Origin of the sequence: Sphingobacterium bambusae, assembly GCF_033955345.1 — a bacterium.
Lineage (GTDB): Bacteria > Bacteroidota > Bacteroidia > Sphingobacteriales > Sphingobacteriaceae > Sphingobacterium > Sphingobacterium bambusae.
In genome coordinates, this window is the sequence record NZ_CP138332.1 from 2,431,802 (window position 1) to 2,455,823 (window position 24,022).

Consider the following 24,022-nt stretch of genomic DNA (forward strand, 5'->3'; position numbering starts at 1 on the left):
GGAGATATCACAAATCCCAGAGCCTAAAATGTTCTGGGATTTTTTTGTTGCGATATTTCCCGATCTCTCGCCGTTGACCACATCAAACAGCAAGCGAAAAGTATACTTTCCATGATTGGAGATCCCCCTATTTGCCTACACGCGTAAAATTGTAGTCACAAACTTCCGTTTTAGGTCAAAATTAGCGAGATTTAGCTTGACAACTAATCAACAGATACATGACTTTACAAAGAAAATTACGTTTTGCCCTATGTGCTGTTTCCATAACGGCCTGCGCAACTACATTTGCGCAATATGGTGGAACAAGAACACAACAGCTCGACCCCGTTGTCGAGAAAATAGTGAAAGAAGCCAATGAAAATTCGCAACTGGAAAACCTGGCCTTTCAACTATTAGATGTTGTAGGGCCAAGACTCGTCGGAACGCCACAAATGAACAAAGCCAACGACTGGGCCGTAAAAACTTTTCAAAGCTGGGGTCTAGAAGCAGAAAAGCAACAGTTTGGCGAGTGGCGCGGTTGGGAACGAGGCGTCTCTCATATTGACATGACGTCTCCTCGCTTGAAAACCCTTGCCGGCACGCAACTTGCCTGGAGTCCATCCACAAAAGGAAAAGCGATAGAAGGCGAAGTGATCGTCCTGCCAACATTTAAAGATTCGGCAGACTTTGTCGCTTGGCTACCAAAGGTCAAAGGCAAATACGTGATGACATCCATGTACCAGCCTACGGGCCGTCCTGATCATGACTGGGAAAAATACGCGCGACCAGAATCTTTCGAGCAGATGAAAAAAGAGCGCGATTCACTTGTACAGGTATACAACGGCAATATCAGCAAAACCGGCTACTCGGCAAACTCCATTCCGGGCAAACTCGAAGAGGCCGGCGCGCTAGGTGTTTTGTCCAGCTTTTGGTCTAGGGAATTTGGCGCCAACAAGATCTTCGGCGCAAGAACATCAAAAGTGCCTTCTGTAGACATCTCCTTGGAAGACTACGGGCTTCTTTACCGATTAGCCAAAAATGGCATTATACCGAAGGTAAAGATCGAAACGAGCTCTAAAGACTTGGGTACGGTGCCCTCCTTCAACACTATTGCCCAGATAAAAGGAACGGAGCTTCCGAACGAATATGTTATTTTGTCAGCACATCTAGACTCTTGGGAAGGCGGATCCGGCGCTACAGATAATGGCACAGGAACATTGGCTATGATGGAAGTTGCGCGCGTGCTCAAGGCCGTATTTCCAAACCCGAAGCGAACGATCTTGATCGGACTATGGGGCAGCGAAGAGCAGGGATTGAATGGTTCTCGTGCTTTCGTCCTTGACAATCCGGAAATTATAGAAAAAACCCAAGCGGTATTCAACTTAGATAACGGTACAGGACGTGTAGAAAACATCAATGGATCCGGCTTTGTGCATGCCTACGACTTTATTGGACGTTGGATGCAAGCGGTGCCCAATCATATTACGAAAGATATTAAGACCACCTTTCCGGGGAGCCCGGGCGGCGGAGGTTCCGATCATGCTTCCTTCGTTGCTGCAGGTATTCCAGCCTTTATGCTAAGTTCCCTTTCTTGGGGCTATTTCAACAACACTTGGCACACCAACCTCGATACCTATGACAAACTGGTGTTCGACGACTTGCGTTACAATGTAATATTAACGGCGGTTATGGCCTATAAGGCAGCCCAAGAAGATAAACTTGTGGATCGCGAACAACGCGTGATGCCTACAGGCGGTGGGCGCGGAGACAGCAGCTGGCCTGCCATCCGTCAGCCACGTCGCACAGGCGTTGGTTATTAAAAAATCTACTGTCTTTCTTCCAACTGCGCCTTTCTCAAAGAAAGGCGCTTGTTGTTTCTATAGATCTTAACGGTAATCAGGAAATAGGCCAAGAGCAGCGGTCCATATACCAACCCCATAATACCAAACAAGGGCAAACCTATAATGACTCCCACTACGGTGATCAAGGGATGGATATCCCCCACTTTTTTATTAATAATAAACCGCAACACATTATCGATATTGATTACCAAGCCAAAGCCCCAGATGAGCAGACCGATACCCGGCCAAGTTTGTCCTTGCGAAAGCAGAATCAAAGCCGCAGGCACAAAGATCAACGGAGGCCCCAGCAAGGGTATAAACGACAGTATGGCGCAAATAACACCCCAGAATAGGGCGTCGCGCACGCCAAAAATCCAAAAACCGATCGCTAAACATCCCCCCTGTACGATAGCAATAATCGTCTGCCCGACAACGTTGGAATAGGTAATATTCTTCAACTCCTGCCCGAAAACAGCAGATTGCTGCTTATCAAAAGGAAGATAATGAACGATTCCTTGTTCAAAACCGCGGTAATTGACGAACAGAAAATACAATATAAAATACATCACCGTAACCTCGATAAAGATATTCGCAGCGCCTCCAAGCACAGAGGTGAGCAGCTCGCCCAAGAAGGCCGCACTTTTTTCCACCTGCTCTGTGAGCAGATCCGGTTTTCCAAACGTATCGCCAGCAAACTTGTTGATGGCATCAATCATCTGCGTGATCCATGCCGGATCTTGCTGCAGCTTGATCGCCTTCTTCAACAACATACTGCCAATACCAACAAAAGGCAATACGATAATAAATATAGAGATGATAATTAGAAAAACGGCAGACAGCGCCTTCGGCCAATGCCAGCGTTCAATGAGGAAAATATTAAGCCGCCGGAAGAGCGTATACATCACCATGGTTCCTAAGATGGCTCCATAGATCCCACGCATAGCATACAACAGGATAGCACCGAGCGCAAGAACCAAGATAAGAATAATGATATTCCGTTCTTTTTGCGAAAATACGGGATTGTTCATACAGTCAATAGATCTATTACCTGTATGAACAATCGCCTAAAAATTTGGTTTTCGTTTTTCTAGAAATGCAGAAACCCCCTCTTTAAAATCGGGGCTTGAAAAGGCCGTACCAAAGGCATTTATTTCGGCATGGTATCCTTTTTCCGAGTCGGCCAAACCCGTGTTAACCACTTCTACGGCTCTAGCTATTGCCGAGGATGATTTCGCATACATTTTTTCCAATAGCATTAGGCAGGTCGGTATCAAACGATTGGCAGGAACCACATGGTTGACCAATCCCCATGCCAACGCATCCTCTGCCGTAACCATATCGCCCGTCATGATCATTTCAAGCGCTTTACCTCGACCAACAAGTTGTGGCAGCCGTTGCGTACCACCATAACCTGGAATCAGCCCTAGGGAGACTTCAGGCAAGCCTAACTTAGCATGCTCGCTTGCCACACGTAAATGGCAGGCCATCGCCAGCTCTAGCCCACCGCCTAAAGCAAATCCATTCACCGCAGCAATTACCGGCTTCGGAAAACTATAGATCACGTCCATCACCTCTTGATGTCCCCAAGCGGCTAACTCGCGCGCTTTATCTTCTGACAGTCCATTAAATTCTGCGATGTCTGCACCTGCAACAAAGGCCTTTTCACCAGCTCCAGTAAGTATAATACCACGCACAGCGGTATCCTCTTTTAGCCTCTTTAAAATCGTCGAAAGCTCGATTAGCGTTGCTCGATTCAGCGCATTCAGCTTCTCGGGTCTATTGATTGTTAGATAAGCCGTCTTATCCACTATGTCCAGTAAAAAATTGTCCAGTTTCTCCATCCTCTTAAAAATTTAAATGTAAACTAACCCGATAGGCGTCTTTTTGCACATCAGGCAAGTCCAAATAATTTAGGCGCTTCACATATTCAACGCGTAATATTCGGAAGATATTATCAATGCCTACCTTTCCCTCCCAATAAGGCGATTTATCCATCACATGTGTGAGAGTTTGCCCCTCGGCGTTCCGATCAAAGCGAATGACATTATCGCTCACATAGGGATTATTTCCATCCGTTAAGTTGCCATAGAACATCTTCACGCCCCATAATTCACGTAGGTTTAACCGTTTAATCAAGGGAATCTTGTTAAAGATAAAACCTTCCAACTTGTGTTCAACCGCAATCCGTACATATTCATCTGCTACAAACTCCGTGCTCCGCATCAATGTATAATCGATAACATGTCGATCTTCTTCACGGAACACGTCAGGAATCTCCAACAAAGGGTAAGGCAATGTGCCCCATATCTTCCCTCCTGCCAAAGTAAGGTCGGCGAAGCCCAGTTGCTTCAGAAAGAATCGTTTCGATACCGAAGCCCGAACTGCATCAAAGGCGTAATTGCCGCCGCGAAAGCCATCTAGACCACGATTGTACTGCAAATTGAATACTGGATATTTTTCGATAATGGTGTTCCGTGATAGATTGCGGTAGTAGAATTTCTCGTTGGGCGCCCAGCGCAGGATAAACTGCAATTCATTGGTATTAATCTCCGGCATGGAAACCGCGTTATCCGCCGACGATATAAACTGCAAATCCCCGATTGCACGCCGTTGATGATGAATAATAGAACTCGCCAAACTCACATGGTTGCCAAATTCGATCAAATGAGTCAGCTGATAGGCATCAGTATCCATCCACTTGGTGGGTCGGTTTCTGCGGATAGACTGAAAAAAGCTATCCCCTTTTCTAAATCCAAGGTTACGACCGGGATCAAAGATATCGTGCTGCACCGCCGCTTGAATATAGTGCGCCGGAAATTTAGCTACAGACTCTCCATTCAACGAAAATGTAGGCCTAACAAAGTACTTCAATGCCCCATCCCTTATTCCGTAGGCTAGATAACCTTCTATAAACAACTTTTCCGAAAAAGCGGCGGTCGTGCGTCCGCCTATACGTATACGGTCCCCTTCAATGTTGTTTCTCGAGTACAGGTATTCCAAGGGACCAAATTCTATCGGCCCAACAGGATAATACCCTAGCCCCAATAGATAACCCAAAGCCAACATGGTTTTGAAAGTCCGGTTTTCGTTCAAGGAATCAATATTCGTATATACACGGCTTTCAATAGGAGAAAGCTGTAAAGGTCGTTTTTGGTCAACCAATTCAGACTGTTCTTTAGCTACCGGCAGAATCTCTGTGGGTGCGCCCACAAATACATCGTCCGAAAAGGAGGGATCAAAATCATAGTCGTAGTTTAATGAAGTCTTGCGCCCATAAACAGCGTCCCGTTTACCGGTACCGAAAACAATGTTTACGGAGCTTTTCTCCAAAAACATGAAGTTGTCAGCATTGGGCTGATAGATCAGCTCTATATTGACATCGTTGACCCAATTCAGATTCGATTCTTTGTTGACACGAAGTTCGGCTAAGCGCACAGCAAAGCGGTCGTCCATGCTAATGTGCAAACGACCACTCAACAAGAGATCTGTCTTATTTCGCGGCTCAAAACTAACTTCGATGAACCTGCCAGCGTCATTCTGCACAGTATCTGTAAGATAATACTTATAGAATACCGGCGCGTTATTCGCTATAGGGCTCAAAAACAGCTTATCGATCAGAAAAATATTCTCATCGTATATTTCGATATCCTGAAAGAGGTAGGACAGATAGGATTGAATATTGTGATTGTTGACATAACGCGGATCAAAATCTGTTTGCTTAATCGATTTCACCCTTTTTTTAAAAGCCTTAGGATCATTTTTTGAGTACACGTCGCTCAACTGCTCTTGCATAAACATGGTAAGCAATTTATTTCCTGGTGAGGAGATCGTATCGACATTTTCAAAAACAAAACCGATACTCCCCAGCCCTTTGCTATAGCCCTGAGCCGGATTGACTAAACCAAATTGCAACTTATCATATTGCTTGAAGGTCAGTCGAGGTTGGTTCTCCAATCGATTTGTTCGCTTATGCTTAATCACTTGGTCTATAAGATCGACCGCAGGATTACGGTTCTTGTATTTCACCTTTCGGGACACTTCCACCGCATCCAACAGGTGTTCATTGTTCTCAAGCGCAATAGAGAGATCGCTTTCCTCTCCGCGATAGTCAAAAATACGATCTGTATATCCGACCGCAGAGATCAGCAGTTGAAAGGGAGCTTTACGATTTGTCAACAGTTGAAACCGCCCCTCAGCATCACAGGATGTTCCTTCTGATGCACCAACAATGGAAACACTGGCCTGCGCTATACCTTTAGTGGTAGCCCTGTCAACAATCATACCCTCAACCTTCTGCTGCGCATTACCCTGTTTCACGAAAAAACAGAGGGAGAGTAAGCATAAGATGATTGTTAACAACCTGAATTTCCGCATAATCAAAAGTGGTCTCGCATAAAGATACAATTTGTAATATAAGATAGAAATGAAATTAGAAAAAACAAACGAAAACCGCATTTCCAGTATCATGGAAAAAGAAAAGCTCGCCGGAGCGAGCTGTATGTTTATGGTGTAGCGATTAGTAGAGCGCTACAACAAGCCAATAATAAAGTCCGGGTAGATCCCAAATGCTAAGGTTAGCAACACCGCAATACCCAGCACCACCTTGTAGGTACCGGCAAGCTGCAGCCCCTGCTGGTTTGCTGTTGAACTATCTTTGAAATACATGTTGATAACAACATGTAAGTAATAATAAACCGCCACTGCAGCATTAATGGCTGCGATTACGAGCAGCATGACATTGTAACTGCCCATGACGTTATTGAACATCATAAATTTTCCAATGAAGCCCGCCGTGAGCGGGATCCCTGCCAAAGACAACATAGCAATGGTTAATATGATCGCTAGCAGGGGCTCTTGTTTAGCCAAACCGTTGAATGATTCAAACTGATCCGATCCGGTTCTGCGCTTGACCACAATTAGGGTGGCAAACGCAATAACGGATGCCAGACAATAGGCTGATGCATACATTAAGATACTGGAAGCCGAGGCTGCTCCGATAGAAACAATCGCAAAAAGCATATAGCCGGCATGCGAGATGCTGGAGTATGCCATCATCCGCTTAAAGCTTGTCTGCACCAATGCAGTAATGTTTCCAAGGAATAATGTAATGATCGTGATGGTTAAGAGCACCGGTGTCCAAAAGTCATTGAGCGGCACCAGCACCGTTCCAAATAGGCGAAAAAAACCAACGAAGGCGGCAACCTTAACCACCGTACTCATGAAAGCGGTAATTAGTATTGGGGCTCCGTCGTAAACATCCGGTGTCCAAAAATGAAAAGGCGCTGCTCCAATTTTGAAGCAGAGACCACACAGCATCAGTAGAATACCGCCATAAAACAAGGGAGATACCTGATCAGTAGCCAACACGTAGTCCCGCAAACCACTGAGGTCAAATGTGCCGGCCGCACCATACATCAATGTGATGCCGAACAGTAAGAATCCTGTTGAAAAAGCGCCCATTAAAAAATACTTCAGTGCCGCCTCATTGGATGCCGCATCATTTTTACGAATGCCCACCAGAATGTAGAGCGCCACCGACATAATCTCGATGCCTACGAAAAGCATGGCGAAATTATGATAGGCCGTTACTAACAACGCGCCCATCAAGGAAAGCACCAATAAGCAGTAATATTCGGCGACATGCTCACTAATTGATCGGAAGTATTCTTTGGAAAGCAGTAAAATCAATACCGTTACCAAAATACATAGGGCAGAAAATGCGATCGCATAGCGATCAAACAGCACCATGCCATGGTACAAAGGTTTGGCATCCAGATCCCACTGAAGAACTAAAAAACCTAACGCCACGAGCAGTCCGACTACAGTGACGGGAAGCAGCGCATTCTTGGCCTTATACAGCCCTAAATACAACAATAAAATTCCCAAGATGCCTAATGTAATGATCGCCCCCATAATATGTTCAATCGCTAATTAAAATTTTATTTGATTTAATAAGTTCGTAACCGAGGCTTCCGAAAGCCGCAATATTGCATTGGGGCAAACCCCTAAAAAGATCGTAAAAAAGCCAATGATAAGTAAAACCAATAGTTCATATCCCTGAATATCAACCATTGGCTTTGCCTCAACGGCAATCGGGCCAAGCATGGCTTTTTGGTAGAACCTTAACATATAGACCGCTCCTAAGATCAGCGTCAAGCCCCCAAATACGGCATACCATACACCATAACCGAAAAGACCCTTCAGCAACAAAAACTCGCCGACAAAGCCATTCGTTAACGGAAGACCTATAGCGCCCATCAGCAAGATCAAAAATAAGATCGCCAGCTTAGGCATAGGTTTTGCGAAGCCTCCCCATTCCGATAAATTCCTGCTGCCGGTTCTTCTTTGCAGCACATCAATCACCAAGAATATGCCCACAACGCTCAGCCCATGATTGAGCATCTGCAATACGGCTCCTTGCAAGCCCGTTGGCTGTAGAGAAAATACACCGCCCGCAATTAAACCTACATGGGCAATGGATGAGTAGGCCATAAGACGCTTCGCATCCTTTTGCTTAAAAGCAATAATCGATGCATAAACGATACCGATAACACACAAAATAAGAACGATATGCCCGTATGACAACACTGCAAAAGGTGTTATGGGCAACAACCAACGTAACAAACCATAGATACCCATTTTTAGCATCACGCCTGAAAGCAGCATAGTACCTGTTGTTGGCGCATGTGTGTAGGTATCCGGTTGCCAGGTGTGAAATGGAAAGATCGGTATCTTGATTGCGAACGCCAAGAAAAAAGCCCAGAATACCCAGCGTTGTGCATTTTCAGAAAGATGCAACTTCACCAAGGCATCCCACTCCAAGCTACGAATAATCCCTTGATGATAAAGATAGATCAGGGCTACCAGCATAAGAATACTCCCAAAAAAGGTGTATACAAAGAATTTTATATTGATGCGGATACGATCTCCCTCCCCCCACAGTGCACAAATAAAATAAATGGGGATCAAGGCTACTTCCCAACCTACGTAAAAAGAAAATGCATCTCTTGCCAAGAATACGAGCAATAATCCGGCTTGCATAAACGAGATCAGCGCGTAGAATGATCCTTTATGATCTTTCCCGAACGATGACAAAATGATGAGCGGCATCAGTCCATTGGTCAACAACAGCAACGGTAAGCTAATCCCATCCAACCCGATATGGAATTGAAGTCTGAGCAGATCGATCCACATCCAACTTTGCTCAAACTGGATAGAGGCATCCGGTACAAATCCCAACAAAAAGGGAACCGACAATGCTAACGATAACAAGGAGGTAAACAAAGCAATCCATCGCGCCGACTTGGCTTCTTTTATGAAACACAAAACAAGTGCGGAGACAACAGGTGCCAACAATAATATAAATAAGTTATCCATTAGATAATCAATAATTTAAACAATCTAAAAAGCCTAACAAACAGCATCAGGCACCAATTATAGTTAACTGTAAAACATTCCATACATCAGAATAGCGATGATACTGACAACCATCATGATGATATAGAACCCTACATGTCCGCTTTGCAACAACCGGATACCTCTTCCAGAACCCGTAAAGAAGTCCCCAACGCCATTCACAAAACCGTCGATACCCGTTTTATCTACATATTTAAAGAACACGGTCGACAACTTACCGAGAGGTTTTACAAACAGTGCATCATACAGTTCATCCACATAAAGCTTATAATAGGACAATCTATACAGCAAACTTTTCGGTTTTTCATCCGCTTCAGGCACCTGTGCATTTTTCACGTACTTTATGTAGGCGAAAACCGCCATGGCAATAGCGCCCACGACAGACAATCCCATCAATACATATTCGGTTGAATGACTCAAGGTCATCGTTGTGCCCGCTACCTCGCCCGCTTCAAGAATAGGCGCTAGAAATGCTTGAAGTTTATGCTGTCCACCTAACACCTCCGGTACGTTAATAAAACCGCCAACGACAGAAAGAATAGCCAGTATAATCAATGGCACCGTCATTGCCCATGGCGATTCATGCAAATGATTTTGCTGTTCGGCTGTTCCGCGAAACTTTCCAAAGAATGTCAAGAATACTAATCGAAACATATAAAAAGAAGTGAACAGGGCAGTGATTAATCCCAATACCCAAAATATAGGTTGATGCTGGAAGGCGTGGGCAAGAATTTCGTCCTTAGAGAAAAATCCTGCGAAGGGTGGTATACCGCTGATGGCGATGGTACCTATCAGCATCGTCCCAAATGTTAGCGGCAGCGCTTTACGAAGCCCCCCCATTTTACGCATGTCCTGTTCGTCGTGCACCCCATGTATAACGGAGCCCGCACCCAAAAAGAGAAGAGCCTTAAAAAAAGCATGGGTCAGCACATGGAAAAAAGCCCCGGTGAACGCACCTACCCCGAGGCCTAGAAACATGTATCCCAATTGGGAAACCGTAGAATATGCCAATACTTTCTTGATATCATTCTGTGTGAGCGCGATAAATGCCGCAACAAAGGCGGTAACAACACCCACAACCGCCATGATCTCCATAGATAGCGGAGCCAGCAAAAACAGCACATTGGAGCGCACCACCAAATAAATGCCTGCAGTCACCATCGTTGCCGCATGGATCAATGCGGAAACTGGGGTCGGACCAGCCATCGCATCAGGCAACCAAGTAAATAAAGGTATCTGCGCCGACTTGCCTGTTGCTGCTACAAAGAGTAGAAGTGTGATACCGACGACCATAGGCGTTCCTACCGACAATCCGTTCGCGGCTGCAAAAACCTCACTGTATTCTAAACTTCCAAAGGTTTCTAAGATAAAAAACATGGCAATCAAAAATCCAAGATCACCAATACGGTTCATGATGAAAGCCTTCTTTGCTGCAGCAGCATAGGACACGTTCTTAAACCAAAACCCAATCAACAAATAGGAACAAAGCCCTACACCCTCCCAGCCGATAAACATCACGAGATAGTTAGAACCCAGCACCAAAATCGTCATAAAGAAGATAAACAGATTGAGGTAGGCAAAGAATTTCCCAAACCCTTCATCATGGGCCATATAAGCGCAAGAATAGACGTGGATCAAGAAACCTACACCAGTAATGATGAGCAACATAATCGCGCTAAGCGGGTCAAGCAAGAAAGAAAGTGCAATCTTCAACGAACCTACAGCAAACCAATCGAAAAGATGCAGCGTAAAAGATCCCGAGGATCCAGCCTCACGGGCTGCAGAGACCTCCAGATAGGCAAGTATACTACATACAAAGGAGATCAGCACAACGGCAGACCCGATAACACCATTGACCATCTTCGGCACGCGATTTCTGGTTAGGCCATTTATGAAAAACCCTAGCAAGGGAATAAGAGGAATAAGCCAAATTAATGCAGACATACTATCTATTTAACGTAAAAAATCCCAAAATCTACTACCAACGAAGTTTGCTCAACGACTCTATATCTACCGATCTCGTGTTGCGATACACCATAATGATAATCGCCAAGCCAACGGCTACTTCGGCAGCCGCCAACGCCATGATAAAAAACACGAAAACCTGTCCACTGGCATCACCCCGATACGCCGAGAATGCGGCCAGCAATAAATTGACCGAGTTCAACATCAGTTCGATAGACATCATAATGATAATCACATTTCGACGAATAAGTACTCCCGTTACGCCGATTGCAAAAATGATGCTGCAAAAGATGATGTAATGGTTTAGCGGAACGCCTTGTATTTGTGTAAGAAAATTATCCATTATACTTTTCTCCCTTCCTTTTTGGCCAATAAAACTGCGCCTACCATTGCCGTTAACAATAAGATAGATGAAAGCTCAAAAGGCAATAAAAATTCATTGAACAACACTTTTCCCAAATTTTTGACCAAGCCCACTTCAGCATTGCCAATCACCATTTCGTTGTTTGGTGCTATCACTTTGAAAGCGCCCAAGAATGTAGCGATTAGGCACATCCCTGCAATAGCGCCCATAATCTTCACGAGATTGGACTTCATTGGTTCACTCTCTTCATTCATATTCAGCAACATGAGTACAAAAAGAAAAAGCACCATAATGGCTCCCATGTATACGATAAAGTTAACCACCGCTAGAAACTGTGCGTTCAGCAAAATATAATGTATCGTCAGCGTGAAGAAGGTGACCACCAAATACAGGACGCTATGTACCGGATTCTTCGTGAAAATGGTCATCAGGGCAAAGAAAATCGCTAAAAAAGCAACTAAATAAAATACAGACATCCTAACTGGTTTTATCTTGGATTAATTTGGTGATATCGAAGCTTGGCTCTACTAACTTATCTTTACCATAGATGAAGTCTTTCCGCAAATATTCTGCGGTAACATGTGGTCCATCAAGATAGATAGCCTCTTTCGGACAAGCCTCTTCGCACAGGCCGCAAAAGATGCAGCGCAACATATTTATTTCATAAACGGCCGCATACTTCTCCTCTCTATACAAGCTTTCTTCCCCTTTTTTCCGTTCCGCGGCAGTCATTGTAATAGCCTCTGCCGGGCAGGACAGCGCACAAAGACCACATGCGGTACAGCGCTCGCGTCCCTGTTCGTCACGCTTCAACGAGTGCTGGCCTCTGAAATTTTTGGAATACGGTCGTTTTTCCTCCGGATACTTCACCGTAGGAATTTTCTTGAAAAAATGTCGGATAGTGATGCCCAACCCTTTCGCTATCGCAGGAAGATACATACGCTCCCAAAAATTCATGGGTTTCTGTTCAATAACCTTTTTTCTATTTGATAATGACTGCATAGTTTATTCTTTTATTGCCCTGTCTGGCTACGTCAACGCTTCCGTTAATACTCCCATCAAAAATCGATCTGCCGCTAAGGAAAATAGGTATCCTTCACGATAGTAATCACGCCAGTTAAAACGATATTGGCAATCGCTAGCGGAATAAGCATCTTCCATCCCAAGTTCATCAGTTGGTCATAGCGGAATCGCGGCAAGGTCCAGCGTATCCACATGAAGAAAAAGATAAAACCGAAAATCTTTAGGAAAAATGCCAGCACACCTAACACGGTGATCCAATTTTGGGATAGCCCAAGATCGTTCATAAACGGAAAGTTGTAGCCACCGAAGTAAAGGGCAGCCATCAATGCCGAAGACACAAACATATTGATGTACTCGGAAAACATATACAAGCCCAGTTTCATCGACGAATACTCCGTATGGTATCCGCCAACCAGTTCGGTTTCACACTCGGGCAGGTCAAAGGGCACACGGTTACATTCGGCAAATGCACAGGTCATGAAAATCAAAAAGCCGAGTGGCTGCACCCAAATATTCCAATTCACAAAGCCCGACTGCTGCGCCACAATCTCACTCATCGATAAGGTTTGCGTCACCATTAGCAAGGCAATGATCGATAATCCCATCCCTATTTCGTAGCTAATGCTTTGTGAAGCCGCGCGAATAGCTCCCAGCAAGGAAAATTTATTGTTAGAAGCCCAGCCACCAATCATGATGCCATATACGCCTAGGGCAACCACGCCGAAGATATAGAGCACCCCCACATTGATATCAGCAACCTGTAGCACGATCTCCCGATTGCCAAAGGTCAGCGTTTGCCCCCAAGGTATCACGGCCGAGCTGATACAAGCTGTTATAATAGCCAGGGTTGGACCTAATATAAACAGCGGTCTATGCGCCCCAGCAGGAATAATCTCTTCCTTAAAAAAGAATTTACCTCCATCACATAAGGGTTGTAATATCCCTCCAAACCCAGCCCTATTGGGTCCGTGCCGGTCTTGCATAAAACCGGCTATCTTACGTTCGGCCAGTGTAGAATACATCGCTATGACAAGCGAAACCGTAAACACGATCACGACCAATATTAATTTCTCTAGAATGAATACTCCTTCCATGTGTTTAACTGCTTATTTTAAACGTTCTGTTCTTGCCAACTGCTCCACATTTGCTTCCTGCAACTTTGGATTATTTTTGATGACTGGCGGCGGCGTAAATACAGCATAGTGATTCGCGGTGATCACCGACTCCTTCTCTACAATGGTAGGCTCCTCCAACACCCAATCGGCAGTTTTCTTTTTCTCAAATCGACAGCTATTGCATATGAATTCGTCTACCTCATTAAACTCATCCTTCCGACCCGTTACGCGTAAAACTTCCTCTCCCTTGTACCAAAGCGTCACTTTGCCCGAGCAGGTTGGGCAGTCCCGATGGGCATCCACCGGCTTAGTAAACCAAACACGGTTCTTGAAACGAAAGGTTTTATCGGTCAACGCTCCGACCGGACATACGTCAATCACGTTGCCAATGAAGTCGTTGTCTAGGGCATTTTCTATGAACGTCGAGATCTCCGAATGGTCTCCACGATGAATAACACCATGTTCACGACCATCCGTCAGTTGGTTGGCCACATACACACAGCGGTAGCAAAGGATACAGCGGTTCATATGCAGTTGGATCTGCTCGCCGATATCGATTCGTTCGAATGTACGCCGTTCAAACTCATACCGTGTTTGATCTGCCCCATGCTCGTAGCCCAAGTCCTGCAATTTGCACTCGCCCGCCTGATCACAAACTGGACAATCCAAAGGGTGGTTGATCAACAACATTTCTACAACGCCTTTTCGCGCCTCAACCACATCCGGCGAGGTAATGTTTTGAACTTCCATACCATCCATGACCGTCGTGCGGCATGAAGCGACAAGTTTGGGCATTGGACGAGGATCCTTCTCGGATCCTTTGGATACCTTCACCAAACAGGTACGGCATTTTCCGCCACTTCCTTCCAACTTGGAGTAGTAGCACATTGCTGGAGGAACGATGTCACCACCAATCTGGCGGGCAGCATTCAATATCGTTGTTCCCGGCGCCACGTCCAAAGCAATGCCGTCTATTGTAACTCTAAATTTTCCTTCTTCAGCCATCGTTTTTTCCTTACATTACTATGTATAAAACTCTACGAAACAACAGGAGCTAATGGATCCGCATAATGTGCTAATCCAAAATTTCTCGTTTGGGATTCCTGAGGATTCAAAATGTGCCATTCAAACTCATCTCTGAAATGCCTTATGGCGCTAGCCACCGGCCAGGCCGACGCATCTCCCAGTGGACAAATGGTATTTCCATCGATCTTACGCTGAATATCCCAAAGCAGGTCGATATCGGCGATATCACCATGCCCGTATTCAATCTTGTGCAATACTTTCTCCATCCAGCCCGTTCCTTCCCGACAAGGAGAACACTGACCACAACTTTCATGGTGATAAAAACGGGTAAAGTTTAGTGTGTTACGCACGATACATTGGTCTTCATCGAATGCGATAAAACCGCCCGACCCCATCGCTGTACCTGTCACAAAACCACCATCGGCCAACGATTCATAGGTCATTAACCTTGCCTCTCCTTTTGCAGTCTTCGTCGCCAAGTTGTTCGGCAAGATCGGCACCGAAGATCCACCTGCGACCATGGCTTTGAGTCGTTTACCGTTTGCTATGCCGCCACAGTATTCATCAGAATAGATGAATTCTTCAACAGGCAAGCCCAACTCGATTTCGTAGACGCCAGGACGAACCAAATTCCCGGACGCCGAGATCAGTTTTGTTCCCGTACTGCGTTCTATTCCGATCTTAGCATATTCTTCTCCACCATCATTCACGATCGGCACCGTCGCAGCAATAGATTCCACGTTGTTGACCACCGTAGGGCAGCCATACAATCCAGCTACCGCGGGGAATGGAGGCTTTATCCGCGGATTGCCGCGCTTACCTTCCAGAGATTCCAGCAGGGCTGTTTCCTCGCCACAGATATAAGCGCCACCACCAGGCTGCACATAAACCTCGAGGTCGTAGCCAGAGCCTAATATATTTTTTCCTAGATAGCCCGCAGCTTTCGCTTCAGCGATCGCTCGTTCCACAATCCGTATCTGCGGCATCATCTCGCCGCGTATATAGATATAAGCAGTATTTGCTCCTAAGGCATAGCTCGAAACGATCATACCCTCCACGAGTGCATGTGGAATTTTAGTCATCAAAAAGCGGTCTTTGAATGTTCCCGGCTCCGATTCATCCCCATTACACACCAAATAGCGCGGTACGCCCTCCGGCTTCGCCAAAAAGCTCCATTTCATGCCTGTTGGAAAGCCAGCACCTCCGCGTCCGCGCAGGCCCGATTTCTTGACCTCCTCCACCACATCATCCGGCGACATTGTTTTTAGCGCCTTCTCTACAGCACGGTACCCCCCCTGTTTACGGTAAACTTCCAGTGTCTCGATTCCCGGAACATCAATATGTGTCAGCAATAACTTACGTGCCATATTTATTGATTTTTAGCCTTTTGTTTTAGATCGTCGATCAATTGATCAACGCTATCTTCTGTTAGATTTTCGTAGAAGGTGTATTCGGGGCCTATTTGCAACACTGGCCCGAAGCCGCAAGCAGCCACGCATTCAACACCTCGCCAAGAAAAGAGTCCGTCTGCCGTAACCTCACCTTCCTTAACGCCCAAACGCGTTTCGATATGTTGCATGATACGTTCGGCGCCTACTAGGCAACAAGGTCCTGTGCGGCAGATTTCCAGCACATACTTCCCTCTAGGCTGCAAAAAATACATCGTATAAAAACTCGCAACTTCGTAAACCTCTATTGACTTCAGCTGCAAATACTCGGCGACCTTGTCCATGGCATCGACACTTAGCCAGCCAAATTCGGCCTGCACCAGATGTAAGATAGGTAGCAATGCCGATTTCTGTTTCCCTTCGGGATAACGAGACACCACCTCTGAAAATCTGTCCAACAGTTCCGGCGTGAATGTCACAATCATATTTTCCTGAACACTAAGCATCTAATTCTCCTGCTATTACGTTTAAACTACTCATGTTTAAGATCGCATCAGATATCAGCATCCCACTACTCATGGGCGCAAACATCTGATAATTGATAAACGATGGACGTCTGAAATGCAGTCTATAAGGCGACCTGCCTCCGTCATGTATCATATAAAATCCCAATTCGCCATTGGCGCCTTCGACAGCATGGTAAACTTCCGATTGTGGTGTTTCCCATTCGCCCATCACGATCTTAAAATGGTAGATCAAGGCCTCCATATTGGTGTACACCTGCTCTTTGGGCGGCAAATAAAAAGCGGGCACGTCGGCATGAAAAACACCCTTCGGTTCACGAGCGATCTTTTCCAATGCCTGTTCGATAATGCGAAGTGACTGCCACATCTCTTCGTTACGCACCATAAAACGGTCATAGACGTCGCCCGTAGTGCCCACAGGCACATCAAAATCAAATTCTTCATAGGAGCAATAAGGCGATACAACACGGACATCGTAATCCACACCTGTTGCCCGCAATATAGGTCCCGACCAGCTATAGCTCAACGCCTCTTCCGGCGTTACTGCAGCGACGCCAGAAGTTCGCTCAATAAAAATTCTATTTCGTACAAAGAGGTTCTCGAACTCTTTTAAGACAGGCGGAAAACGTTTTAAAAACTCAGCGATCTTTTGAAAGGCCACTTCGTTAAAGTCACGCTCGAATCCACCGATACGACCAATATTGGTCGTTAACCGCGCTCCACAGATCTCCTCAAATATCTCATAGATAAATTCCCGCTCCTGCATCACGTACAGGAAGCCAGAGAAGGCGCCGGTGTCCACTCCCAAGATGCCGTTACAAATAATATGATCTGCAATACGAGCGAGTTCCATCACAATCACGCGCATATACTGCACCCGCTTCGGAATTTCTATTTCCAAGAGCTTCTCCACGGTCATATGCCAGCCCATATTGTTGATAGGAGCGGAACAATAGTTCAGGCGATCAGTCAACGGCGTAATTTGATAAAACGGCCGATGTTCAGCTATTTTTTCAAAAGCCCGATGTATATAACCAATCGTAGACACGCCGCTAACAATCCGTTCGCCATCGATCTGCACCACATTTTGAAACACACCATGCGTAGCGGGGTGCGTAGGACCGATGTTGAGTGTAATCAACTCGTCCTGCGGATCGTTATCGAAGTATACGGCGGCATTTGGTGTTATTTTGGTGATAGGTTTACTCATCGTCTCGGTCTATTTATATTAGCGTCCAAAATAAAAGTCTTTTTTATCCACGCGATTCGGGTCTTCTAACGGATACTCTTTGCGCATTGGAAAAACATCCAATTCATCCATGTTCAAGATCCTTCGTAAGTCGGGATGCCCCTCGAACACAATGCCGAAGAAATCGTAGGTCTCGCGCTCCATCCAGTTAGCGCCATGCCAAAGCGTTGTCGCCGTGGGAATGGTGGGATTGGGTCCAGCTATAGGCACCTTGATGCGCAAGCGCACGTTTTGTAGCATGTTGTGCACATGGTATACCACACAGAAATCCCTCTCCTGCTTGGGGTAATGTACCCCGGTAATATCCGTCAAATAGTTGAATCGCAATGTGGCGTCGTCCTTTACAAAAGCAAGAAACGCTATGATAGACTCCGCCTCAACCAGCAATGTCAATAATCCATGTGGCTCGCCCAACACGACGAAGTCATCTCCAAATTGGCTCTGAAGTGTCGTAATGATGGTTTGATTATCCAATTTATCCATTCCCATTATCGGTTATGATGCCATATTTCTCCAACAACGCTTTATATTCGGGTGTATTACGGCGGTTTAGCGACTCATTTTTAACGATCTCCTGCAGTTTCAACACGCCATCAAGGATAGCTTCCGGACGTGGTGGGCAACCGGGAACGTAGACGTCCACGGGAATAATCTCGTCAATACCTTGCAGCACGGAATAGGTGTCGAAGATGCCACCGCTGGACGCACAAGCACCAACAGCGATGACCCACCGTGGCTCAGCCATCTGCACATACACTTGGCGTAACACCGGAGCCATCTTTTTAGCAATGGTACCCATTACCAATAGCATATCTGCTTGTCGGGGAGAAAAGCTCGGCCGTTCCGCACCAAAGCGAGCCAGGTCATACGTAGAACCCATTGTCGCCATAAACTCGATACCACAACAAGAGGTTGCGAACGGTAATGGCCACAATGAATTGGCACGCGCCAATCCTATAGCTTTATCTAAAGTCGTTGCAAAAAATCCTGATCCTTCTACACCTGGGGGCGCTTCTGCCAATGTCACTTTACTCATGACTATCGTTTTTTGGTTTATACTAAAGTTTAAATTGGTGGAGGAGATCCCTTACGGGATGCGCAATGATGTTCTAATCCCAATCAAGGGCGCGCTTCTTGATGACATAGATAAAGCCCAATAGCAGCAAGCCCATGAAAATGAACATCTCTATCAAACCCTCTACGCCGAACTCGCGAAAGTTCACTGCCCAGGGATACATAAATATCACCTCCACATCAAATATGACGAACAAAATGGCAACCAAGAAATACTTAATGGAAAAAGGCTGTCGAGCATTACCAACAACTTCGACTCCCGATTCGAAAGCGCCCAGTTTGTTCTCCGTACGAACTTTAGGGCCAATCAAATGGGTTCCGATGATGGTTAACACACCGAATCCAACGGCTACACCTAATTGTATTAAAATAGGTATATAATCTACTGGAGTGCTACTTAGGTTTACACTTTCCATAATTACTAGTTTATTATCTGTTCTCAATAACAAATATATCATTTTTTACCAATAAAAAAAGGGACTGCAAGCAGTCCCTTCAAATTTTAATGATATTTTAATACTATAGCTGATCAACAAATTGCGTTGCAATTTCATCATCTGGTCTAACCTTCAACGTCTCTTGGAAATAGGTTTTCGCTTTCGCGTTATCTCCTTTGAAGTAGTAGTAATAACCAATGTAATTGTTACCATCCGCTACATAAGAATTGCTGGTTTCATCGGTTTTACCTGATGCTTTGATGATCGCCAACAATTTGTTGAACGAATCCAAATACAAGCCTTTTACGTTCTCCGGATCGTAAACAACATTATCCAACGCTAGCTCAGACAACCCTTTAAAGTAAAGTGCATTTACTTGGTATTTATCAATAACTTCTTGTTTCGTTGCCGCAGTAACATTACCTAAGGCTTTCACAGCTTCGTCCAACAGAGGTTTTGCTTCTGCCAATTTTTGCTGACCTAACTCTGGTGTCACTTCTTCATCCTCACCTGGAGAAATGATCTTCGATCCTTTTTGGTATTGACCAACACCCAAGTAGTAGTTCGCGTCGTAATAATAATCAGAAGCTGTATCTACCGCTACGACACGGAAAATCTTAATAGCATTGTCCACATCACCATCTTGGTATTTCGCGAACGCAGATTCTGCAATTTCTGTTTCCAAGTTATCGTCTTCTGTTTGCTTCTCTACAGCTTGTTTAAGCAACTCTCCAGCTTTAGCTTCATCGCCAGCGCTTAAGTTTGCCAAACCGGCGTACAAGTAGTCACGTGGAATCAAACGCTCTGGCTGCACTTTAGAGAACAAGGTATTCATGTACTCTGCTGCTTTTGCATAGTCTTTGTCTTGGTTGTAGGCAATGTACCCTAAGTAACGGTATACCTTAGCATCTACACCTGGCGCGTTCGCCAATTCTTGCGCTACGGTTTTCAACTCTGCATAGTTTCCAGAATATACCAAGAAATCCGCGTAACGTGTTTTTGCCTCTACAGAATTATCGCCTGTCAACTCTAAGTATTTCTTGTAGTTCTCTACACCTTTCTGGTTGATTTCGCGGTATTGATCTTCTGGAGCTTTCAAAGACGACAAATAATATGTCTCTGCAAGCTCGCGGTATAGCGGTGCGTAGTCTGCATGCTCTTGCGTCAAGGCTGTCAATTGCTCCAACACTACATCATAGGCCTGTGCTCTTCTAGAAATTACCGCCTGCCCAATTTTTGGAGCCAACAATGAAGGATCCATATATTCTGCATCGCGATAGTTTACATAAGCTTGGCTACTTTCACCCAATCCGGCATAAGCGTCACCTAATGCTACCAAAATAGTCGCATCTTTCGCGTTTTTAGCTTTTGCCTGCGTTAAATACTCGATAGCTTTGGTGTAGTCAGGCTTTGGTGCGTCGATATATCCTTCTCCGATATACAACAATGGCAAATAGTCCTTCTTACCCAATCCAGATACCGCTGTAGAGAACTTTGTCTCCGCTGCACTTTGATTGCCGCTCATCAAGTCGACAATACCCAACCCTACATTATTTAACTGTTCTTTCGGCGCGTTTGTCAAGCCTTGATTAAACACATAAGCTGCAGAATCCAACTTATCGTTAACCAAATGAACCTTACCTAGGTAGAAATAATTCTCCCCATCCTTCGCTTTCTTCTCCACCAAGTTCTGCAGAATAGTCTTCGCTTTATCGTACTGCTCCGCTGTCAACGCAGCTTTCGCATCTTTTAAGCTTTGGGCACCCGCAGAACCGATTGTTCCAGCCAATAATAGACTTAAAAATAATTTGCTGTTTGTCATAATCTATTTGTGTTCTATTTTATTCTTCGTTAAATTAAATATTATCCCGTACAATGATTTCGCGTCCGGGCATCGTTGCCGGCACCAAACCAGCCTTCAACACAATCCGCTGCCCACGATCTCCTGTTAGGAAGGCCGAGAATCCGATGCCCAAACCTAAATTCGGTTGGTAATTCAGCACATAAAATGTGCGTTGCAATGGATATTGTCCGGCAGCGATGGTTGATTGATTTGGCAAGTAAAACTTGTTATCAGCCTTTTCTCCAAGCGTATTCTGCACGCTCAAGATACGAATATTATTTTTATTTGGAAACGAGCTGATCAAATCTCTGTATTCGTTATATCCTAATATTCCAATACGATCGGAAGACTGTGACACCTGCTCCAACACGCTTGCAGCGCCACTTCCGGCCTCCACATAGTTGGAAGCGACCTTATCCAGCTTTCCAAGTTCCTGCAACAGCCTAAAGCTGCTGGAATTGATATTATCAAAAACGATCTTCCGCTTGTCCGAGCTCTGTCCGCGCATCGCTTCCGTCAAATACGTAATGGTAACGCTCGTATCGGCTGATTTAGTATTACCAACAACAACTATTCCATCCGACCAAAGTGGAAATAGGCGTGGCGTGATGGAACGCTTCTTAAAAGATGCTTCCTCTTGCTCGTTCAGCGGTCTTGCCAAAATAGCCACGCTGGCTTTCCCAGAAACGAGTTCACGTATGGCCAACACTTCCGGCTTCGCGATAAAATTTAGCTTTGCATTGGGATAAGCCGACAAAAAGACCTCTTCTTGCTCCCTCAACAGGGGTAGCGTGGATTCATCCACCGCAACAGCCAGCGTACCTACCAAGATATCCTCTTGAGATTTTTCTGTTTGCGCGGCGTCGGCGTTCTCCCCTCCACTTCTACTTCGTGAGCAGGAAGTCGCTAAGATGGCCAAAACCAAAAACAGCTGTATGATACTTTTCATTCGATCTAAAATATGTTTTCTGTGACTAAGTTTATTTCTAGCTCTCTTAAAATCTAACCGCGCGGCAATTGTTGTCTTGTATACTATTTAGAGTCTAAAAGATATCCGAAAGTTTAACGGCTCTGCAATTATTGTCTAAAATTATTTTGCCACAATCGCGCGAAGCGCATAAAGGAATATACAATCAACAATATCCCGAAAAGCTTCTTATATGTCGGATCTATTTCAATGGGAAAGCCGCTCCAAAAAATAATTAGAAGGCCCAAAGAGAAATAGAAAGCGAACATCGCTAGGCCTAAAATAGACAGAAATCGCTGGGTTGGCGATTTCTGACTAAATTTTCTTGTGCTGTTACGCAAACCGTTCATGTTACTGTTGTAGGTTTAACGTGATCGGCAATGTGTAGGCTACACGAACCGGACGACCGTTCTGAATACCCGGCTTCCATTTTTTCGCTTTCTTCAACACATTTACCGCAGCTTGACCTGTACCGTAGGACAAATCCTTCACCACCTTCACATCAGTTAAGCTACCATCACGCTCAACAACGAAAGAAACAACAACTTGCCCTTTCACGCCGGCATCGATAGCTCCTTGAGGATAGGTATAGTTATCACCTACCCACTTACGGAATGCGGCTAAACCACCAATTGGCTCTGGATTTACCTCTACTGCAGTAAAGATCTTATTTGACGACTCTCCGTCAGGATCACCAGTTGCGCTACCTGTAATTTGACCTTCAACTTTTTTAGGACCAAACTCACCAGTAGGTACACCTGCTGCGCCTTTTGTACCTTTCAAGGTAATACGGGCTGGAGTCTTATTTTCTTTTTTGATTTCCTCTTGGGAAACAACCTCTTCCTTCACTTGATTCTGAGGCACCACTTTAGGCTCAGGGAAACGCACCAAATCTTCTGCTGGTGGCTCCTGCGCGATACGTTGAGGTGGCTCTTCCTCCTGCGGAAGTGGTTCTTCTTCTTCTTCCGGCTCTGGAATATCCAAATCTTCTAGCGTTACCTCTGTGATTACCGGAGCTTCTTGCACAGGCTTATCTGGGAACACTTTGATGTTGAACATTTTTGGAGCACTCAAAACAAGAACGGTTGCGGTAATCGCGAGTAGACCAATATTAGTAGCCTTCGGCGCGTATTTGCGCAAGTCGTAGGCACCATATTCTCTATTTCTATTCGCAAAAACGACATCAAGCCATTCTTTTTTGAATATATCTAATTTAGAACCAAACATATCTTAATTAATTATGCGATTAGTCGTTAAATAGACCGTCGCGTTTTAAAACCTCTATTTCGTCACCGTTGATCTTTGAAATCATGTAGCGTTTGATGTCTACAATCTTCATCTCATCTAAGATATCGACAAGATTACGTTGTACAGACTTCTCGCTAGGTCGAATTACCACGATCAAATCTTTACCTCCAGAACGAGCTGGTACTTCTTTTTGCATCTTCAACAACACCTGACGAATACCTTCCTTGCTATAATCTATAGTTGCCGGCGGGTAGATCGGTTTTGCTAATTGCCCATAGTACCAAGAGATTTTGTTGTCCGATCCTAATAAAAGCGTAATGGAACGGTTGTCGGCAATTTCCAAATTGTCGTTCACATCCATTTTGTTCTTATCAGGCATAGCAACGTCCATCGCCTGTGGTTTATTGAGTGACGTGGTTAACATGAAAAAGGTAATCAACAGGAACGCTAAGTCAACCATGGCGGTCAAATCGACCTTACCACCGGCTTTCTTGGCTCTAACCTTGCCGCCTTTGCCACCTTTACCACTATCTTGATTTAATTCTGCCATTTTCTTTTGTAAT

Annotated in this window: 22 protein-coding genes; 1 reads left to right on the forward strand and 21 read right to left on the reverse strand. The window is 45.1% G+C overall.

Annotation, left to right across the window (positions count from 1 at the left end; all coding sequences use genetic code 11):
* Positions 1–218 precede the first annotated feature (218 nt).
* A complete protein-coding gene (locus SCB77_RS10065; protein WP_320186305.1) occupies positions 219–1,799 on the forward strand; it encodes a M20/M25/M40 family metallo-hydrolase in 1,581 nt (526 codons plus the stop codon).
* Between the two features lie 5 nt (positions 1,800–1,804).
* Here the strand turns inward: SCB77_RS10065 and SCB77_RS10070 are convergent, their stop codons facing one another.
* From SCB77_RS10070 to SCB77_RS10170, 21 genes are all read right to left on the reverse strand, one after another.
* Positions 1,805–2,848 carry an AI-2E family transporter gene (locus SCB77_RS10070; RefSeq protein WP_320186306.1) on the reverse strand — a complete coding sequence of 348 codons (1,044 nt, stop codon included), beginning with the start codon at positions 2,846–2,848 and terminating at the stop codon, positions 1,805–1,807.
* Positions 2,849–2,884: 36 nt separating this feature from the next.
* On the reverse strand, positions 2,885–3,661 hold the full coding sequence (locus SCB77_RS10075) for an enoyl-CoA hydratase-related protein (protein WP_320186307.1): 777 nt from the start codon (positions 3,659–3,661) through the stop codon (positions 2,885–2,887).
* A gap of 4 nt (positions 3,662–3,665) precedes the next feature.
* Positions 3,666–6,194, reverse strand: coding sequence for a DUF5686 family protein (locus tag SCB77_RS10080; RefSeq protein ID WP_320186308.1), 2,529 nt, complete (start codon positions 6,192–6,194; stop codon positions 3,666–3,668).
* A 153-nt stretch (positions 6,195–6,347) separates the two neighbouring features.
* The gene (locus tag SCB77_RS10085) at positions 6,348–7,733 is read right to left on the reverse strand and encodes an NADH-quinone oxidoreductase subunit N (protein ID WP_320186309.1); all 1,386 of its coding nucleotides are present in this window, start codon (positions 7,731–7,733) and stop codon (positions 6,348–6,350) included.
* A gap of 18 nt (positions 7,734–7,751) precedes the next feature.
* Positions 7,752–9,197, reverse strand: a complete 1,446-nt coding sequence (locus tag SCB77_RS10090) for a complex I subunit 4 family protein (protein ID WP_320186310.1) — start codon at positions 9,195–9,197, stop codon at positions 7,752–7,754.
* 63 nt (positions 9,198–9,260) lie between these two features.
* On the reverse strand, positions 9,261–11,180 hold the full coding sequence (nuoL, locus tag SCB77_RS10095; RefSeq protein ID WP_320186311.1) for an NADH-quinone oxidoreductase subunit L: 1,920 nt from the start codon (positions 11,178–11,180) through the stop codon (positions 9,261–9,263).
* A 34-nt stretch (positions 11,181–11,214) separates the two neighbouring features.
* Positions 11,215–11,544, reverse strand: a complete 330-nt coding sequence (nuoK, locus tag SCB77_RS10100) for an NADH-quinone oxidoreductase subunit NuoK (RefSeq protein ID WP_320186312.1) — start codon at positions 11,542–11,544, stop codon at positions 11,215–11,217.
* Entirely contained in the window at positions 11,544–12,041 is a 498-nt protein-coding gene (locus tag SCB77_RS10105) for an NADH-quinone oxidoreductase subunit J family protein (RefSeq protein WP_320186313.1), read from the reverse strand. Before SCB77_RS10105 ends, nuoK begins: the two co-directional genes overlap by 1 nt.
* Position 12,042: 1 nt before the next feature.
* Complete coding sequence (locus SCB77_RS10110; RefSeq protein WP_320186314.1) at positions 12,043–12,567, reverse strand: NuoI/complex I 23 kDa subunit family protein; 525 nt, start codon at positions 12,565–12,567, stop codon at positions 12,043–12,045.
* Positions 12,568–12,641: 74 nt separating this feature from the next.
* Entirely contained in the window at positions 12,642–13,682 is a 1,041-nt protein-coding gene (gene nuoH, locus SCB77_RS10115) for an NADH-quinone oxidoreductase subunit NuoH (protein WP_320186315.1), read from the reverse strand.
* A gap of 12 nt (positions 13,683–13,694) precedes the next feature.
* Positions 13,695–14,708, reverse strand: a complete 1,014-nt coding sequence (locus SCB77_RS10120) for a 2Fe-2S iron-sulfur cluster-binding protein (RefSeq protein WP_320186316.1) — start codon at positions 14,706–14,708, stop codon at positions 13,695–13,697.
* Between the two features lie 32 nt (positions 14,709–14,740).
* Positions 14,741–16,096 (reverse strand): NADH-quinone oxidoreductase subunit NuoF, encoded by a 1,356-nt coding sequence (nuoF, locus tag SCB77_RS10125; RefSeq protein ID WP_320186317.1) that lies wholly within the window; start codon positions 16,094–16,096, stop codon positions 14,741–14,743.
* A 2-nt stretch (positions 16,097–16,098) separates the two neighbouring features.
* Entirely contained in the window at positions 16,099–16,623 is a 525-nt protein-coding gene (locus tag SCB77_RS10130; protein WP_320186318.1) for an NADH-quinone oxidoreductase subunit NuoE family protein, read from the reverse strand.
* A complete protein-coding gene (locus SCB77_RS10135; protein ID WP_320186319.1) occupies positions 16,616–17,851 on the reverse strand; it encodes an NADH-quinone oxidoreductase subunit D in 1,236 nt (411 codons plus the stop codon). The genes SCB77_RS10130 and SCB77_RS10135 overlap by 8 nt, the downstream gene beginning before the upstream one ends.
* 18 nt (positions 17,852–17,869) lie before the next feature.
* Positions 17,870–18,373 (reverse strand): NADH-quinone oxidoreductase subunit C, encoded by a 504-nt coding sequence (locus SCB77_RS10140; RefSeq protein WP_320186320.1) that lies wholly within the window; start codon positions 18,371–18,373, stop codon positions 17,870–17,872.
* Positions 18,366–18,926, reverse strand: a complete 561-nt coding sequence (locus tag SCB77_RS10145) for an NADH-quinone oxidoreductase subunit B (RefSeq protein WP_320186321.1) — start codon at positions 18,924–18,926, stop codon at positions 18,366–18,368. The genes SCB77_RS10140 and SCB77_RS10145 overlap by 8 nt, the downstream gene beginning before the upstream one ends.
* 73 nt (positions 18,927–18,999) lie before the next feature.
* Entirely contained in the window at positions 19,000–19,380 is a 381-nt protein-coding gene (locus SCB77_RS10150; RefSeq protein ID WP_320186322.1) for an NADH-quinone oxidoreductase subunit A, read from the reverse strand.
* 103 nt (positions 19,381–19,483) lie between these two features.
* Entirely contained in the window at positions 19,484–21,223 is a 1,740-nt protein-coding gene (locus SCB77_RS10155) for a tetratricopeptide repeat protein (RefSeq protein WP_320186323.1), read from the reverse strand.
* A 34-nt stretch (positions 21,224–21,257) separates the two neighbouring features.
* A complete protein-coding gene (locus SCB77_RS10160) occupies positions 21,258–22,193 on the reverse strand; it encodes a PstS family phosphate ABC transporter substrate-binding protein (protein ID WP_320186324.1) in 936 nt (311 codons plus the stop codon).
* 369 nt (positions 22,194–22,562) lie between these two features.
* On the reverse strand, positions 22,563–23,438 hold the full coding sequence (locus tag SCB77_RS10165) for an energy transducer TonB (protein ID WP_320186325.1): 876 nt from the start codon (positions 23,436–23,438) through the stop codon (positions 22,563–22,565).
* A 19-nt stretch (positions 23,439–23,457) separates the two neighbouring features.
* Positions 23,458–24,009: an ExbD/TolR family protein gene (locus tag SCB77_RS10170; protein WP_320186326.1), complete on the reverse strand. Its 552-nt coding sequence runs from the start codon at positions 24,007–24,009 to the stop codon at positions 23,458–23,460.
* Positions 24,010–24,022: the final 13 nt, after the last annotated feature.

Excerpts from the sequence above, each read along its gene's own strand:
- SCB77_RS10065 (WP_320186305.1), top strand. The coding sequence starts at position 219 with ATGACTTTACAAAGAAAATTACGTTTTGCCCTATGTGCTGTTTCCATA.
- SCB77_RS10070 (WP_320186306.1), bottom strand. The coding sequence starts at position 2,848 with ATGAACAATCCCGTATTTTCGCAAAAAGAACGGAATATCATTATTCTT.
- SCB77_RS10075 (WP_320186307.1), bottom strand. The coding sequence starts at position 3,661 with ATGGAGAAACTGGACAATTTTTTACTGGACATAGTGGATAAGACGGCT.
- SCB77_RS10080 (WP_320186308.1), bottom strand. The coding sequence starts at position 6,194 with ATGCGGAAATTCAGGTTGTTAACAATCATCTTATGCTTACTCTCCCTC.
- SCB77_RS10085 (WP_320186309.1), bottom strand. The coding sequence starts at position 7,733 with ATGGGGGCGATCATTACATTAGGCATCTTGGGAATTTTATTGTTGTAT.
- SCB77_RS10090 (WP_320186310.1), bottom strand. The coding sequence starts at position 9,197 with ATGGATAACTTATTTATATTATTGTTGGCACCTGTTGTCTCCGCACTT.
- nuoL (WP_320186311.1), bottom strand. The coding sequence starts at position 11,180 with ATGTCTGCATTAATTTGGCTTATTCCTCTTATTCCCTTGCTAGGGTTT.
- nuoK (WP_320186312.1), bottom strand. The coding sequence starts at position 11,544 with ATGGATAATTTTCTTACACAAATACAAGGCGTTCCGCTAAACCATTAC.
- SCB77_RS10105 (WP_320186313.1), bottom strand. The coding sequence starts at position 12,041 with ATGTCTGTATTTTATTTAGTTGCTTTTTTAGCGATTTTCTTTGCCCTG.
- SCB77_RS10110 (WP_320186314.1), bottom strand. The coding sequence starts at position 12,567 with ATGCAGTCATTATCAAATAGAAAAAAGGTTATTGAACAGAAACCCATG.
- nuoH (WP_320186315.1), bottom strand. The coding sequence starts at position 13,682 with ATGGAAGGAGTATTCATTCTAGAGAAATTAATATTGGTCGTGATCGTG.
- SCB77_RS10120 (WP_320186316.1), bottom strand. The coding sequence starts at position 14,708 with ATGGCTGAAGAAGGAAAATTTAGAGTTACAATAGACGGCATTGCTTTG.
- nuoF (WP_320186317.1), bottom strand. The coding sequence starts at position 16,096 with ATGGCACGTAAGTTATTGCTGACACATATTGATGTTCCGGGAATCGAG.
- SCB77_RS10130 (WP_320186318.1), bottom strand. The coding sequence starts at position 16,623 with ATGCTTAGTGTTCAGGAAAATATGATTGTGACATTCACGCCGGAACTG.
- SCB77_RS10135 (WP_320186319.1), bottom strand. The coding sequence starts at position 17,851 with ATGAGTAAACCTATCACCAAAATAACACCAAATGCCGCCGTATACTTC.
- SCB77_RS10140 (WP_320186320.1), bottom strand. The coding sequence starts at position 18,373 with ATGGATAAATTGGATAATCAAACCATCATTACGACACTTCAGAGCCAA.
- SCB77_RS10145 (WP_320186321.1), bottom strand. The coding sequence starts at position 18,926 with ATGAGTAAAGTGACATTGGCAGAAGCGCCCCCAGGTGTAGAAGGATCA.
- SCB77_RS10150 (WP_320186322.1), bottom strand. The coding sequence starts at position 19,380 with ATGGAAAGTGTAAACCTAAGTAGCACTCCAGTAGATTATATACCTATT.
- SCB77_RS10155 (WP_320186323.1), bottom strand. The coding sequence starts at position 21,223 with ATGACAAACAGCAAATTATTTTTAAGTCTATTATTGGCTGGAACAATC.
- SCB77_RS10160 (WP_320186324.1), bottom strand. The coding sequence starts at position 22,193 with ATGAAAAGTATCATACAGCTGTTTTTGGTTTTGGCCATCTTAGCGACT.
- SCB77_RS10165 (WP_320186325.1), bottom strand. The coding sequence starts at position 23,438 with ATGTTTGGTTCTAAATTAGATATATTCAAAAAAGAATGGCTTGATGTC.
- SCB77_RS10170 (WP_320186326.1), bottom strand. The coding sequence starts at position 24,009 with ATGGCAGAATTAAATCAAGATAGTGGTAAAGGTGGCAAAGGCGGCAAG.